Below are 13,417 nucleotides of genomic sequence, written 5' to 3' on the forward strand. Positions count from 1 at the left end.
GCGCCGCCCCAGTAAGCTGGCACGACGGGGAACAGGCCGGACAAGGGAGGCGACGATGGCGGGCAACACCTCCCGGCCAGGCGCTTCGCCGTTGCTGCGCGGCATTGCCGTCCTGGACTGTTTCGATGCCGACCATCTCGAGCTGTCCGTCACCGAAATCGCCCGCCGCACCGGCCTTGCCACGTCCACGGCCGCGCGGCTCGCCGCACAGCTGGTGGACGCCGGGATGCTCGAGCGCGGCCCCGACAAGCGATTGCGAATCGGCACGAAGGTGTGGGAGATGGGGCTGCGCGCGGACGTCGGGCTGGTCTTGCGCGAGCGCGCTTTGCCGTTCATGGTCGAGCTCTACGAAGGCACCGGCGAAAACATTCACCTGGCCATCCGCGCCGGCCGGGAGGCCCTGTACGTCGACAGGCTGATGAGCTCGCGGTCGGTACCGACGGTCAGCCGCATGGGCGGCCGGCTGCCGCTGCACACCACGGGCGTCGGCAAGGTGCTGCTTGCCTACGAAAGCGACGAGTTCATCGAAGACTACGTGCGCGGAGTGCTGGCACGCCCCACCGCCTACTCGATCACGTCGCCGGGGCGGCTCTATGACGACGTCCGCGCCGTCCGCGACCGCGGCTACTCCCTGACGAGCCAGGAACAGACCCTCGGCAATGTGTCGATAGCCATGCCGATTCACGGCAGCCGGCGTCGCGTGGTGGCGGCGCTGGGCATCGTCATGCACACGGCGCGTGCCGACGTTCCCCGGCAGGTCGGCGCCCTGCGGCGGGCCACCGAGGGGATCGCCAAAAGCCTTGGCAACGAAAACCCGCTCAGCGGGATTTGAGTATTGTCGGAGGAGGAGAGGGTTGGAACGCTGAAGGCTCAGTACCCGCAATGAAGAGGCGAACCATGGACGACGAACTTGCGACTCAGTCGCAAATCACGGCAGAAATCCGTGCGGCCCACGCCGACTACGCAGCCGGCCGCGAAGCCGGAGCCCCGGCCGAGACCCGCACCCGCACCGACTTCCCGCCCTACCGCAGCAGCGTGTTGCGCCACCCCACCAAGGATCCGCGCCACGTCGACCCGGAGATCATCGAACTGTGGTCGCCGGCGTTCGGGCACAGCGACGTCGCGCCGATCGAGGCGGATCTGACCGCGCAACACACCGGCGAACCACTGGGTGAGCGGATCGTGGTCACGGGCAAACTTTTGGACGGCGAAGGCCGGCCGGTGCGCCGCCAACTCATCGAGCTCTGGCAAGCCAATGCCGGCGGCCGTTACATCCACAAGCGCGACAGGCACCCGGCGCCGCTCGATCCGAACTTCACCGGCACGGGCCGGCTCATCACCGACGACGACGGCACCTACCGGTTCACCACGATCAAGCCGGGTGCGTATCCGTGGAAGAACCACGACAACGCGTGGCGCCCGGCGCATATCCACTTCTCGGTATTCGGCGATTCGTTCACGCAGCGGCTCATCACTCAGATGTACTTTCCCGGCGATCCGCTGTTCCCGCTCGATCCCATTTACAATTCGATGGTGGACGACGCCGCGCGCGAGCGCCTGGTCGCCGCCTACGATCACGATCTCACCTCACCCGAATGGTCGCTCGGCTACCGATGGGACATCGTGCTGACGGGATCGAAGGCAACCTGGTTCGAACGATCAGGCGAGGAGTAGACAATGACGTCCCAACCAACACCCGGCCAGACCGTCGGCCCGTTCTTCCACTATTCGCTGCCGTATGACGACGGCCCCGAACTCGTCGGCCCCTACGACGCGCGCGCCGTCACTCTGCACGGCTACCTTTACGACGGGCACGGCGACCCGGTGCCGGACGGCCTCATCGAGATCTGGCAGGTCGGCGAGGCCGGCACCGTCGTGCAGGAGACCGGTTCGCTGCGGCGCGACCATCGCACCTTCACCGGCTTCGGCCGCGCGCAAACCGACGCCGACGGACACTTCCGGTTCTTCACGGTGATCCCGGGCATCGACCCGAAGCGACCGGACGTCGCGCCGTTCATTGCCGTGGTCGTCCTGGCGCGCGGTCTGCTCGACAAACTCCACACCCGCATCTACCTGCCCGGATACGCCGATTTGAACGCTGCCGACCCGCTGCTGACCTCGCTCGACCCGGCGGAACGGGATACCCTCACGGCGACCGAGGATGGCGAGGGATCTCTGCGTCACGACCTACGGCTGCAGGGCGAGAATGAGACGGTCTTCCTTGCCTTCGGCTGACGTGACCTCGGCGGACGTCGGCCTGCTCTCCCCGGTCTGGGCCGGAACCCGGGTGGCGCACGCAACGAGCGACGCCGTCGTCATCGCGTCCATGCTGCGGGCCGAAGCAGCACTCGGCCATGCCTTGGCCGACCACGACGTCATACCGGGTACCGCCGCGGAAGCGATCGAGTCCGCGTCACGCGAAGGCGCGTACGACATGGTGTCGATCACCGTTCGCAGCCGTGAGGGCGGCAACCCGCTGATCCCGCTGCTTTCCGACCTGCGCGAGCGCGTCGCCGCCGTCGATGATTCGGCAAGCCGGTACGTGCACCGCGGAGCAACGAGCCAGGACATCATCGATACCGCGTTGATGATGGCCTCGGCCGGAGCGTTCGACGTCATGCTTGCCGACCTCGAGTCGGTCGAGGACTCGCTGGCGCGGCTCGCGGACCGCTATCGGGACGCCGTGATGGCCGCCCGCACCCTCACCCAACACGGCGTGCCGACCACGTTCGGCCTGAAATCCGCCGGCTGGCTTGGCGGAGTCCTGCGGGCCGCGACCGGCGCTCGCAGCGTCCGCGACTACCTGCCGATCCAATTGGGCGGGGCGTCCGGCACATTGTCGGCGCTGGCGGCGGCAAGCAGCCCGGGCCGCGCCCTCGAGGTCGTCCAGTCGTTTGCCGACCGGCTCGGGCTGGCGGCACCGGACGTGCCTTGGCACACCGATCGGACGCCCGTGACGATGGTGGCCGATGCCTGCGTGCGCATTACCGATGCGCTCGGCAAAATCGCTACCGACGTGGCAACCCTGAGCCGTACCGAGATCGGCGAACTCGCCGAAGGCACCGGCGGTGGGTCGTCGGCCATGCCGCAAAAGCGCAACCCCGTGAGATCGGTACTGATCAAGTCCGCGCACGTGCAGGCGCCCGCCTTGGCCGCCACCTTGCATGCGGCGGCCGCGCCCGCCGATGAAAGGCCGGACGGCGACTGGCATGCCGAATGGGCGGCGCTCATCGAGCTGCTCCGGCTGGCGGGCGGCGCCGCCGAACTGGCAGCGGACCTCGCCGCGCACCTCACCGTCGACACCGAACGCATGGGCCGCAACGTCGGACTCAGCCGCGGCCTGATCGTCAGTGAGCGGCTCATGCTCGAGCTGGCTCCGGAAATCGGCCGCGACGCCGTCCGGCGCCTTGTCGTCCGGGCTGCGGAAGGCGCCGATCTGCGCCGATTGCTGATCGCCGAGCTCGGCACGGCCCGGTCCGGGGAGATCGACGACCTACTCGACCCGGCCCAATACCTCGGCGCTTCCGAACTGATCATCGACCGCACGCTCGCCCGGTACGAAAGTGCCGCGGCCGCCCGCCGGGCCACGAAAGGTGACGCATGACCGAATCCCTCCTGCTGGGCCCGTCGCTCGGCACTTCCACGACCTTGTGGAGCAAGGTTCCGGCGCTCTTGTCCGGCGACGTTGCGGCTTGGGGCTACGACATCCCGGGCCACGGCACCCAAAAGCCCGCCACGACCCCGCTCACGGCCGCGGCGCTGGCCGATCAGGTCGTGGAGATCGCCGACGGGCTCGGCCTGGACACGTTCCACTTCGCCGGCGTATCGATCTCCGGTGCGGTCGGACTCGAACTGGCATTGCGCCATCCCGGCCGACTGCACACGCTCACGGTCATTTGCTCCAATGCGAAAATCGGCGACGCCGACGGTTGGCACGACCGGGCCGCGCAAGTCCGCGCACAAGGTACGCCGTCGCTGGTGGACGGGTCGGCCCGGCGCTGGTTCGCCGATGGGTTCCTGGCCCGCGACCCGGCGTCCGGCGGCCGGCTACTCGGCGAGCTCAGCGACGCGGACGACGAATCGTATGCCCTGCTGTGCGAGATGCTGGCCGACTTCGACGTGCGTGACCGGCTCGGTGAGATCACGGTGCCCACGCTGGTGCTGGCCGGCGAGTTCGACGAGGTCGTGACGCCCGGCGACGCGCGCGCCACAGCCGACCGGGTCCCTGGCGGCGCATTCACCGAGATCGCGGACGCGGCGCACCTGGCGCCCATCGAACAACCCGCCGCCGTGGCGGACGCCCTGACCGACTTCATCGGAGGTAATTCATGAGCCCGGCCACCGACGACGACCGCCGCCGGGAGGGGATGAACGTGCGTCGCCAAGTACTCGGCGGCGCGCACGTCGACGCTGCCTCGGCCGGCGCCGACGAATTCACCGGCGACTTCCAAGACTTCATCACCCGCTACGCCTGGGGCGATATCTGGCAGCGGCCCGGTTTGGCCCGCCGCGATCGGAGCATTGCCGTGTTGACCGCACTCGCGGCCCACGGCCACCTGGACGAACTCGGCATGCACGTGCGCGCAGCCGTCCGCAACGGCCTCAGCGACTCCGAAATCAAGGAGGTGCTGTTGCAAAGCGCCATCTACGTGGGCGTGCCCGCGGCCAACTCGGCGTTCAAGGTCGCCCAGCGCGTGCTGGCCGACGTGCACGCCGGCGAGCAGCCGGCGTCCGAGACGGACAAAGTCTTCGACGCAGACAAGTCCGTCGACGACATCGCGGACGGCTCGACGGTGCTCATTGGCGGTTTCGGCAACGCCGGGCAACCGTGGGAACTCATCGACGCGCTGCGCCATCAGGGTGCGCGCGATCTGACGGTCGTCAACAACAACGCCGGCAACGGCGAAGTCGGTCTTGCGGCGCTGCTGAAGGCCGGGCAGGTACGCAAGATCATTTGCTCATTCCCGCGTCAAAAGGACTCGCAGGTGTTCGATGAGCTGTACCGGGCCGGCGAGATCGAGTTGGAACTCGTCCCGCAAGGCAATTTGGCCGAGCGTATCCGCGCGGGCGGCGCCGGGATCGGCGGGTTCTTCACCCCGACCGGCTACGGCACGGCGCTGGCGGAGGGGAAGGAAACGCGCACTATCGATGGACGCGGGTACGTGTTCGAAATGCCGATTCGGGCAGATGTCGCGTTGATCAAGGCGCACCGGGCCGACGTCCGCGGCAATCTCGTCTACCGGAAAACGGCGCGTAATTTCGGCCCGATCATGGCGACTGCCGCGGCCACGACAATTGCCCAAGTACAGGACGTCGTGCCGCTTGGCGGCATCGACCCGGAGAACGTGGTGACGCCCGGCATTTACGTCGATCGCGTCGTCCGGACGCAGGTGCAGCCTGCCCCGGTGAAGGAGCAGGCATGAGCGAGAACACACGGCTGTCCCGCGAACAGATCGCCGAACGGGTCGCCGCCGACATCCCGCACGGCGCCTACGTGAATCTCGGGATCGGCCTGCCCACCACCGTGTCGAACTACCTCTCGCCCGGCAGCGGCGTCATCCTGCACACCGAGAACGGGATGCTCGGTATGGGGCCCGAGGCCGAGCCCGGCAAAGTCGATCCCGATCTGCTGAATGCCGGCAAGGTGCCGGTGACGGAATTGCCGGGGGCAGCCTACTTCCACCACGCCGACTCGTTCGCCATGATGCGCGGCGGTCACCTGGACATCTGCGTGCTCGGCGCCTATCAAGTGTCGGCCGGCGGGGACCTGGCGAATTGGAGCACCGGGGCCCCCGGCGCGATCCCCGCGATCGGCGGCGCCATGGATTTGGCGATCGGCGCCAAACGGGTTTTCGTGATGATGAACCTGCTGGCCAAGGACGGCAGCAGCAAACTCGTGGACGAATGCACGTATCCGCTGACCGGGGTCGGATGCGTCAGCCGCGTGTACACCGACGTCGCGGTCATCGACGTGACGGCGGACGGGTTCGCGGTTTCCGAAACCTTCGGTGGGTTCACCGTCGACGACGTGCGCGACATGACCGGGCTCGACCTTCTCGAATCGGCCGGATAGGAGCGTTCGATGGATAACAGGTCCCGCACTCAGGTCGCGATCGTCGGCGCCGGACCCGCAGGGCTCCTGCTCGCCCACCTGCTGCGCCGATCGGGCATCGAATCGGTGGTGCTGGAGAACCGATCCCGCTCCTACGCCGAGGCCCGGATCCGTGCCGGTATCCTCGAGCAAGGATCCGTCGACGTCCTGCGGGCCGCCGGCCTGGGGGACCGGTTGAACCGCGAGGGCATGCGACACGGCGGCATCTACCTGCAGCACGGCGAACGCCGGACGCACCTTGACTTCGAGGCCGGATGCGGCCGCAGCGTGTGGGTGTACGGCCAGACGGAAGTCGTCAAGGACCTGATTGCCGCTGCCGACGCCGACGGGCAGCGGATCGATTGGGAGATTTCCGGCGACGCCCTGCACGACGTCGACACCGATGCGCCGTACGTGACCTACCGCGACTCCGACGGCGCCTCCTGCCGCGTGGATGCCGCAGTGATCGCCGGCACCGACGGATTCCACGGAATCTCGCGACCGGCCATCCCGGAGGCGCGGCGGTCGGTGCTGGAAAAGGAGTACCCCTACGCGTGGCTCGGCATTTTGGCCGAGACGGCCCCGGCCACCGACGACCTGATCTATTCGCGCAATAAGCGCGGATTCGCGTTGTACTCGATGCGCTCGCGCGAGGTGTCGCGGCTCTACTTGCAGGTTCCGGCCGGCGAGAAGGTCGACGCATGGTCCGACGACCGGATCTGGGACGAGCTGGCCCGCCGGTTCGCGTACGACGGGTGGAGCCTCAACACCGGCCCGGTCATCGACAAATCGGTGCTGCCGATGCGCTCGTTCGTCTCGGCGCCGATGCGGCACGGCAATCTGGTGTTGGCCGGGGACAGCGCACACATCGTGCCGCCAACCGGCGCCAAGGGGCTCAATCTGGCGATCTCAGACGTCGTGCTGCTGGCCCGGGCACTGCATGCGAAGTTCACCGCGAACGACGACCGGCTCATCGATTCGTATCCGAGTGACGCGGCGGCCCGGCTCTGGCGTGCCACGCATTTTTCGTACTGGATGACAACGATGATGCACGTCAGCGACGATGCTTTCACCAACGAACTGCAGGCCAGCCAATTGCGTTACGTGATGGGATCCGAGATCGCCCAGGCAAGCTTGGCCGAAAACTACACCGGGATGCCCTACTAACTGCGGCCGGCGGCCGATTGACGACTTGCCCGAATAAATTCCCCTATGCGTATTCTGTGATGCGCTATGGTTTAGCCCGGCGGCACCGTACTGCCGTAATCGAGAGAGGACAGGACATGTTTAGGGGTTTTAAGAACTTTCTGATGCGCGGTGACGTCATCATCGCTGCAGTCGGACTGGTCGTCGCGCTGGCATTCAGTACCCTCATCCAGGCATTTGCCGATGCCGTGATCAACCCGCTCGTTGCAGCGATCCAAGGCGGAAGCGGGCCGGGGCTCGGCTGGCAACTCCGCGACGGCGGCGGCGATGCCACGTTCTTGAATGTCGGCGCCTTCATTTCGGCGATCATTTACTTCGTCATCTTCATGGCCGTCGTCTACTTCGTCATCGTCGTGCCGTACAAGCACATCCAGGCCCGGCGTGGAATTGAAGCCTTCGGCGACCCGGCTCCAGTGAAGACCTGCCCGGCATGCCTCTCGGCCGACATCCCGGCCGAAGCCAGCAAGTGCAAGTACTGCGGAACGGAGCAGCCGGCCGACGCCGTCTAACTTTTTCGCGGCAGCGACCGCAAAACGCGGCGCGGCGTTCCCGACGCCGCGCCGCGTTTTGCGTATTGAGCCGGCGGGTCAGTCGTGTTCCATGTGGAGGATCTTCCCGGTGGACTTCTCGACCTTCACTTCGATGCGGCCTTGCTTGCTGTCTCGAATTTCGACTTCCCATGCAGGCTTGCCGTTGTAGTCGTCGCTCTCGACGTTTTTGACGGTGCCGCCGTACTTGTCCGTGGCGATCTTACCGGCCCGGTCGCGGCTGACGGCGTTCTTTCCGGACTGGCTGTTGTCCGTTTGCGCGGCATCGCTCGAATCGTCGTCGGAATTGTCTTCGTCGTGTTTCATGTGGAGGATCTTCCCGGTGGACTTCTCGACCTTCACTTCGATGCGGCCCTTGTCGCTGCCTCGAATTTCGACTTCCCAGACGGGTTTGCCGTTGTAGTAGTCGTTGTCGACATCCTTGATTTTGCCGCCGTATTTGTCCGTGGCGACCTTGCCGGCCTCGTCGCGGGTGACGGCGTCGCCGGACCGTTCATTATCGTGGTTCGACTGCTGGGTCGACGTCGTATCGCCTCCGCTTTGCATGCCCGAGTCGCTTCCCTGGGAGCACGCGGCCGGCGATCCTGCCGCCACGATGGCGATGCCGGCTGCCAGTGTTCGAAAACGGTGAGTCATGAGTCTTCCTTACGTTGACGGGACCGATCGGGATCGGATTCGCCGTATCGGTTTTGTGCTTTGATTCCACGCTCTCGCCGGTCGAGGACGGTTTCAAGCCGGCTAATGAACCCTTGTCACGGACTTAACCGGCCTTTAACTCCCGGGCTCCGAGCAGGCAAGATGGTGGGTATGAGCGTTGAGCACGTCGTAGTTGTCGGCTCCGGCATCGCCGGGGCCGCCGCAGCGTTTGCCTTGGCCCGGCGCGGCGTCGGAGTCAGCGTGATCGATTCCAATTCCACCGGACGTGCCACCTCGGCCGGTGCCGGAATCATCCAGCCGTGGGCGACGAACGCGGCGGGCCCGTATTACGACCTGTACGCTCTGGGGGCCGGCTATTATCCGACCTTGCTCGACCGGTTGGCGCTCGTCGAATCGACGCCCGTCGACTTTCAGCGGAACGGTTCGCTGGTGGTGTCGGCGGACGGCGGCGAACTGGACGACGTCGAAAAGCGCGTGCGCGGCCGGGCGGAGTCGGCTCCGCTCGTCGGTGAGTTGTCTCGGCTCGATAATTCCGCGGCACGGGAACTGTTTCCGCCGCTGGGAGGCGAGTACTCGGCACTGCTCATTCCGGGCGGTGCGCGCGTGGACGGACGCAGTTTACGGGAGGGCCTGCTGAGTGCAGCGGGGTCGCTGGGCGCCCGGATACTGGGCGGGACGGCGACGCTTGACGCGGACGGGCGGGTGCACTGTGACGGAGTGCGGGTCTCGGCGGATGCGACAGTCGTGGCCGCGGGCTGCTGGACGAATGCGCTGCTCGAGCCGCTTGGCGTCCGGCTGCCCGTCGCACCGCAGCGCGGACAGATCGTGCATTTGGGTCTCGCGGGCGTGGATACGTCCCCGTGGCCGTCGGTGATTCCGCAGACGAGTCATTATCTTGTGGCATTCGATGATTCCCGGGTCGTGGTGGGTGCGACCCGTGAGGCCGACGGCGGGTTCGACGCGCGGGTGACCGCCGCGGGCCAGCAGGAGGTGCTTGCCAATGCGCTGGCCGTTGCCCCCGGGCTGGCCGGCGCAACCGTGCTCGAGACGCGGGTGGGCTTGCGGCCGCTGGCCGACAGCCCGCAGATCGGCCGGCTGCCCGGCGTCCCCGGCCTGTTCGTCAGCACGGGATTCGGAGCCGGCGGACTGACCATGGGACCCGTCAGCGGCGAGCTCATCGCCGATCTGATCATGGAGGACGACCCGCAGATGGACGTGGGCGCCTTCGCACCGGAAGCACAACCAACGAACGGAGCCGCAATATGACGATACTGGTGTTCAGCGGCAGCGACAGGTACGACAGCCAGTGGCACGATCACGTGGCCACGTCGGTGCGGGTCGGGCGGATCGTCGAAGATCTCGATCCGGATGTGCGCGTTCGGGCCGCTCGGCCGGAGGAATTTGGGGCGCTGGACGACGTTGAAATGGTCGCCGTCAATATGGGATACGGGGCCGCGTCCGAGATCGATGCGCCGCTCAGCGAGTGGGCGACGGCGTTGCAGGCGCTCGAATCATTTGTGCGGTCGGGCGGCGGCCTGCTGGCACTACACAATTCCGTCGGCGCGTTCTCCGAATTCGACGATTGGGAACGGCTACTGGGCGGCAAGTGGAATCGCGGCATCACCATGCACCCGCCGATCGGCAACTGGGGTGTCACAGTGCACGCCGACAGCCCGGACGTCACGCGCGGGCTGGACGACTTCACGGTGTTCGATGAAATGTACAGCTTTCTGAACGTCGACCCGGCCGTCAGCGTGACGGCATCGCACACGATGGACGGCACGGAGCACCCGATCGCGTGGTCGCGGCGACACGGCGACGGTCGCGTGGCCGTCGACACCTTGGGACACGACCTGCGCTCGTACGACTTTCCGGCCCGCGTCGAATTGCTCATCCGCGAGAGCCGTTGGCTGCTGAACGGATAAGCCGGTCGGTTTCACGCGTCGCGCGTCGGTCCGGGCTGCGGTTCCGGCTCGGGCGACGGCGTCGGCCGCGGATCGGGCGACGGCGGCATCGGAGCGGGGCCGGGCGGCTCCGGGCTGGGCGGCTCGGGAGTCGGCTCGGGCATGGGAATCGGCTGGGGTTCCGGAGTCGGAGACGGCGGGCCCGGCTCGGGTGGAATGGTCATTGCGGTTACCTCCTACCGATGGATGCCGGTACTTCCATGGCAGCGTCGGACGGGCCGTCTGTCAACAGCCCGGCTTTTACCGGGCCCCCAGCTTCTTCCAGATGCCGATGAGGCTGACAGTGCTGACCACCGCGGCGAAGATGACCCAAAAGCTCGGCGCCATGTCGTTGCCGGTGGTGTTGATCAGCCAGGTGGCCACGAGCGGCGTGAATCCACCGAAGATGGTGACGCCGACGTTGTAGCCGAGCGCCATGCCCGTTGCTCGGGTCTCCGGCGGGAAGATGGAAGCCATGATCGCCGCCATCGGCCCGTAATAGGCGCCCTTGAAAAGTGCCATGAAGAACAGTACGACGAGCAGCACGGCCAGAACCGGCCACGCGACCATCCAGGCGAACATCGGGTAAATGAACACGAGAATCAGGCCGGCTGCGGGGAGCATGATCGTCAACTGGCCGATTCGGTCCGAGTAGTGGCCGGCAATCGGAGCGACGATCAAGAGGACGACTCCGGCGACGATCGTCGCAATGAAGCCGCTCGAGTCGGGGAGGTGGAGGGTCTTGATGGCATAGGTCGGGATGTACGTGATCATGTAGTTCAGGCAAGTGGTGACGGCAAGGACACCGATGACCAGTAGTACGAGGAGTTTCTGCCTGGCGAACACCGTACGCACCGGTCGGCCGGCGACCCGGCTGGAGATGACTGCGGCGGACTCGGCCGGCTCGGGCACGTGGCGCCGAATGTAGATCCCGACCGGTCCGACCAGAAGTCCCACGATGAACGGAATGCGGAATCCCCAGGAATACAGGTCCTCCGAACTCATTAAGGTAGTCAGGCCAGTCCCAATGAGCGCGGCCAACAGCGAACTCATGGCCTGACTGGCGAATTGCCAGCTCGCGGCGAATCCGCGCCGACCGGGCAGATGTTCGACCATCAACGCCGTCGAGCTGCCGAACTCGCCGCCTGCCGCAAACCCCTGAATCAGCCGAGCTATGAGGATCCCGATGGGTGCGAGGACTCCGATCGTCGCGTAGGGAGGCATGATGCAGATCAGCAGCGTGCCGACGACCATGAGCCCGAGCGAGAGAGTCAGCGCCGGCTTACGGCCGGCGCGGTCGGCGAACGATCCGAGGACCAACGCCCCCAGCGGTCGGATGAGGAATGAGACTCCGAACGTGCCGAGGGTCAGCACCAACGACACGGCAGGATCGGCATTGGTGAAGAACGCTTTGGCGATATAGACGGCAAAGAAGCTGTAGACGGCTATGTCGTACCACTCAAGAGCATTGCCGACGCAGGCCGCCACGATGATCCGTGTGGCACCCATCGGCTGCTTGGTGGCTTTGTCGGCGGGGATGCTCATGCTTCACCGAGATCCCAGAACAAGCCGGCCATGATTTGCAGCGCTTCGCGCATGAGCGAGCCGAGCAGGTGCTCGTTCGGCGCGTGTTGAGCGCATCCGGGATAGGAATGCGGAATCCAAATGGTCGGCAGCCCAAGCACGTGGGCAAATGCGGAGTTCGGGAGCGACCCGCCCAAATTCGGCAACAGGCCCGCGTCCTTACCGGTCGTCTCCTGGATGGATTTCAGCGCCCACGTCACCCACGGATCCTCGGGGTCGAGGCGAGTGGCGGGCATCATGTGCTCCACGTCGACCTCGACCATGGGAAATCCGTGGTCGTCCAGATGCTTCCGAAGGATCGCCTCGATATCGGCCGCATTCGTCCCGACGACGAAGCGAAGCTGGCAATGCGCTCGCGCCTCGTTCGGAATGGCATTGACGGGGCCGTCCGGGTTGCCGGCGATCATGGCCAGCACTTCGAGCGTGTTCCACCCGAAAAGCCGCTCGGACGGCGTCAGGCCGGGTTCGCCCCACCCGGGGTCGACCCGCGGGCTGTCCGGCGAATCGTCGACCGAGATCTTAGCCAGCGCCGACCGGACGGCAGCGGGAATCGTGGGAGGTCGCAAGCCGTCGACGAGCAGTGTGCCGTGCCCGTCGACCATGGCGGCCAGCGCATTCGCGATGACGATGGCGGGATTGCTCAGGACGCCGCCCCAGTTACCGGAGTGGTGGCTTTCGTCCCGTGCGCGGAATTTAAGCGTGAAGTTTGCCGCGCCGCGGGACCCCAGGAACAACGTCGGCAAATCCGCAGCCAGCCGCGGTCCGTCCGAAGCGAGCAGCAGATCGGCGGCGAGTGCGTCTTTGTGCAGGGCGCAGACTTCTTCGAGGCCGGGCGAGCCGGACTCCTCGCCCATGTCGATGAGCACTTTGGCGTTGAAACCGAGCCGACCGTTACGCGCCTTGAGCACTTGCTCGAGAGCGCCGAGGTTCACGGTGTGCTGGCCCTTGTTGTCGGCGGTGCCGCGGCCGTACCAACGCTCGCCGTCGACTGTCACTTTCCAGGGGTCGAGCCCGTCGCGCCACGATTTTGCGTGGGCGCGCTGCACGTCGCCGTGCCCGTACGTCAGCACGGTCGGCAGCGAATCGCCCTCGCGGCGTTCGGCGATGAGGAACGGATGCTGCGGTGAGACGGGATTGTCCACGACGTGCGCGCTGAAGCCCAGCCGTTCGACGTCCGGAATGATCTGCTCGCCCAGATACCGACGCAGCTCCGGCCCGCTGTCCGGGTCTTGGCTCTCCGTGCGAATTGCGACGCGGCGTGCCAGATCACTTTTGAACCGTCCGGAATCGAAGTATTCGGTTGCCAGGTCGATGGCGCTGGGTCTATTCATGAACTCAAAATTCCACAGCGGGAATGTGTGCCACAAGAGTTATCGAGCATTTGGCGT

At 66.2% G+C, this 13,417-nt stretch carries 15 protein-coding genes and 1 pseudogene; 12 read left to right on the forward strand and 4 right to left on the reverse strand.

The features are described 5' to 3' along the window. The first annotated feature begins 55 nt into the window (after window positions 1-55). From BJY26_RS05250 to BJY26_RS05290, 10 genes and pseudogenes are all read left to right on the forward strand, one after another. Window positions 56-832: an IclR family transcriptional regulator gene (locus BJY26_RS05250; protein WP_179426295.1), complete on the forward strand. Its 777-nt coding sequence runs from the start codon at window positions 56-58 to the stop codon at window positions 830-832. Between the two features lie 65 nt (window positions 833-897). Next, window positions 898-1,674, forward strand: coding sequence for a protocatechuate 3,4-dioxygenase subunit beta (gene pcaH, locus BJY26_RS05255; protein ID WP_237249090.1), 777 nt, complete (start codon window positions 898-900; stop codon window positions 1,672-1,674). Window positions 1,675-1,677: 3 nt separating this feature from the next. Continuing rightward, window positions 1,678-2,235: a protocatechuate 3,4-dioxygenase subunit alpha gene (gene pcaG / locus BJY26_RS05260; RefSeq protein ID WP_179426299.1), complete on the forward strand. Its 558-nt coding sequence runs from the start codon at window positions 1,678-1,680 to the stop codon at window positions 2,233-2,235. Then, window positions 2,222-3,604, forward strand: a complete 1,383-nt coding sequence (locus BJY26_RS05265; RefSeq protein ID WP_237249089.1) for a lyase family protein — start codon at window positions 2,222-2,224, stop codon at window positions 3,602-3,604. The genes pcaG and BJY26_RS05265 overlap by 14 nt, the downstream gene beginning before the upstream one ends. Continuing rightward, complete coding sequence (locus BJY26_RS05270) at window positions 3,601-4,332, forward strand: alpha/beta fold hydrolase (RefSeq protein WP_179426303.1); 732 nt, start codon at window positions 3,601-3,603, stop codon at window positions 4,330-4,332. The genes BJY26_RS05265 and BJY26_RS05270 overlap by 4 nt, the downstream gene beginning before the upstream one ends. Continuing rightward, window positions 4,329-4,697: pseudogene (gene pcaC, locus BJY26_RS18970) on the forward strand (4-carboxymuconolactone decarboxylase); the annotation flags it as partial. The gene BJY26_RS05270 and the pseudogene pcaC, both read left to right, overlap by 4 nt. A 78-nt stretch (window positions 4,698-4,775) precedes the next feature. Continuing rightward, complete coding sequence (locus tag BJY26_RS05275; RefSeq protein WP_237249107.1) at window positions 4,776-5,423, forward strand: 3-oxoacid CoA-transferase subunit A; 648 nt, start codon at window positions 4,776-4,778, stop codon at window positions 5,421-5,423. Next, window positions 5,420-6,073, forward strand: coding sequence for a 3-oxoacid CoA-transferase subunit B (locus BJY26_RS05280; RefSeq protein ID WP_179426307.1), 654 nt, complete (start codon window positions 5,420-5,422; stop codon window positions 6,071-6,073). The genes BJY26_RS05275 and BJY26_RS05280 overlap by 4 nt, the downstream gene beginning before the upstream one ends. A 9-nt stretch (window positions 6,074-6,082) precedes the next feature. Continuing rightward, entirely contained in the window at window positions 6,083-7,258 is a 1,176-nt protein-coding gene (locus tag BJY26_RS05285; protein WP_179426309.1) for a 4-hydroxybenzoate 3-monooxygenase, read from the forward strand. A gap of 116 nt (window positions 7,259-7,374) precedes the next feature. Continuing rightward, window positions 7,375-7,806 (forward strand): large conductance mechanosensitive channel protein MscL, encoded by a 432-nt coding sequence (locus BJY26_RS05290; RefSeq protein WP_179426311.1) that lies wholly within the window; start codon window positions 7,375-7,377, stop codon window positions 7,804-7,806. Between the two features lie 78 nt (window positions 7,807-7,884). On the opposite strand, the gene BJY26_RS05295 is transcribed toward BJY26_RS05290, so the two are convergent. Continuing rightward, on the reverse strand, window positions 7,885-8,481 hold the full coding sequence (locus tag BJY26_RS05295) for a PepSY domain-containing protein (protein WP_179426313.1): 597 nt from the start codon (window positions 8,479-8,481) through the stop codon (window positions 7,885-7,887). Between the two features lie 171 nt (window positions 8,482-8,652). Here BJY26_RS05295 and BJY26_RS05300 point away from each other — a divergent pair, with 171 nt between their 5' ends. Together BJY26_RS05300 and BJY26_RS05305 are read left to right on the forward strand one after the other, a co-directional pair. After that, window positions 8,653-9,768, forward strand: coding sequence for an NAD(P)/FAD-dependent oxidoreductase (locus BJY26_RS05300; RefSeq protein ID WP_179426315.1), 1,116 nt, complete (start codon window positions 8,653-8,655; stop codon window positions 9,766-9,768). Further along, window positions 9,765-10,427 carry a ThuA domain-containing protein gene (locus BJY26_RS05305; protein WP_179426317.1) on the forward strand — a complete coding sequence of 221 codons (663 nt, stop codon included), beginning with the start codon at window positions 9,765-9,767 and terminating at the stop codon, window positions 10,425-10,427. Before BJY26_RS05300 ends, BJY26_RS05305 begins: the two co-directional genes overlap by 4 nt. 11 nt (window positions 10,428-10,438) lie before the next feature. On the opposite strand, the gene BJY26_RS05310 is transcribed toward BJY26_RS05305, so the two are convergent. The 3 genes from BJY26_RS05310 to BJY26_RS05320 form a co-directional block, all read right to left on the reverse strand. Then, the gene (locus BJY26_RS05310) at window positions 10,439-10,630 is read right to left on the reverse strand and encodes a hypothetical protein (protein ID WP_179426319.1); all 192 of its coding nucleotides are present in this window, start codon (window positions 10,628-10,630) and stop codon (window positions 10,439-10,441) included. A 76-nt stretch (window positions 10,631-10,706) separates the two neighbouring features. Then, the gene (locus BJY26_RS05315) at window positions 10,707-11,990 is read right to left on the reverse strand and encodes an MFS transporter (protein WP_179426321.1); all 1,284 of its coding nucleotides are present in this window, start codon (window positions 11,988-11,990) and stop codon (window positions 10,707-10,709) included. Then, the gene (locus tag BJY26_RS05320) at window positions 11,987-13,360 is read right to left on the reverse strand and encodes a M20 family metallopeptidase (protein ID WP_179426323.1); all 1,374 of its coding nucleotides are present in this window, start codon (window positions 13,358-13,360) and stop codon (window positions 11,987-11,989) included. Before BJY26_RS05320 ends, BJY26_RS05315 begins: the two co-directional genes overlap by 4 nt. Between the last annotated feature and the right edge of the window lie 57 nt (window positions 13,361-13,417).

Origin of the sequence: Spelaeicoccus albus (genome assembly GCF_013409065.1) — a bacterium.
Lineage (GTDB): Bacteria > Actinomycetota > Actinomycetes > Actinomycetales > Brevibacteriaceae > Spelaeicoccus > Spelaeicoccus albus.

Excerpts from the sequence above, each read along its gene's own strand:
- pcaG (WP_179426299.1), top strand. The coding sequence starts at position 1,678 with ATGACGTCCCAACCAACACCCGGCCAGACCGTCGGCCCGTTCTTCCAC.
- BJY26_RS05315 (WP_179426321.1), bottom strand. The coding sequence starts at position 11,990 with ATGAGCATCCCCGCCGACAAAGCCACCAAGCAGCCGATGGGTGCCACA.
- BJY26_RS05295 (WP_179426313.1), bottom strand. The coding sequence starts at position 8,481 with ATGACTCACCGTTTTCGAACACTGGCAGCCGGCATCGCCATCGTGGCG.
- BJY26_RS05250 (WP_179426295.1), top strand. The coding sequence starts at position 56 with ATGGCGGGCAACACCTCCCGGCCAGGCGCTTCGCCGTTGCTGCGCGGC.
- pcaH (WP_237249090.1), top strand. The coding sequence starts at position 898 with ATGGACGACGAACTTGCGACTCAGTCGCAAATCACGGCAGAAATCCGT.
- BJY26_RS05320 (WP_179426323.1), bottom strand. The coding sequence starts at position 13,360 with ATGAATAGACCCAGCGCCATCGACCTGGCAACCGAATACTTCGATTCC.
- BJY26_RS05280 (WP_179426307.1), top strand. The coding sequence starts at position 5,420 with ATGAGCGAGAACACACGGCTGTCCCGCGAACAGATCGCCGAACGGGTC.
- BJY26_RS05300 (WP_179426315.1), top strand. The coding sequence starts at position 8,653 with ATGAGCGTTGAGCACGTCGTAGTTGTCGGCTCCGGCATCGCCGGGGCC.
- BJY26_RS05290 (WP_179426311.1), top strand. The coding sequence starts at position 7,375 with ATGTTTAGGGGTTTTAAGAACTTTCTGATGCGCGGTGACGTCATCATC.
- BJY26_RS05285 (WP_179426309.1), top strand. The coding sequence starts at position 6,083 with ATGGATAACAGGTCCCGCACTCAGGTCGCGATCGTCGGCGCCGGACCC.
- BJY26_RS05270 (WP_179426303.1), top strand. The coding sequence starts at position 3,601 with ATGACCGAATCCCTCCTGCTGGGCCCGTCGCTCGGCACTTCCACGACC.
- BJY26_RS05305 (WP_179426317.1), top strand. The coding sequence starts at position 9,765 with ATGACGATACTGGTGTTCAGCGGCAGCGACAGGTACGACAGCCAGTGG.
- BJY26_RS05310 (WP_179426319.1), bottom strand. The coding sequence starts at position 10,630 with ATGACCATTCCACCCGAGCCGGGCCCGCCGTCTCCGACTCCGGAACCC.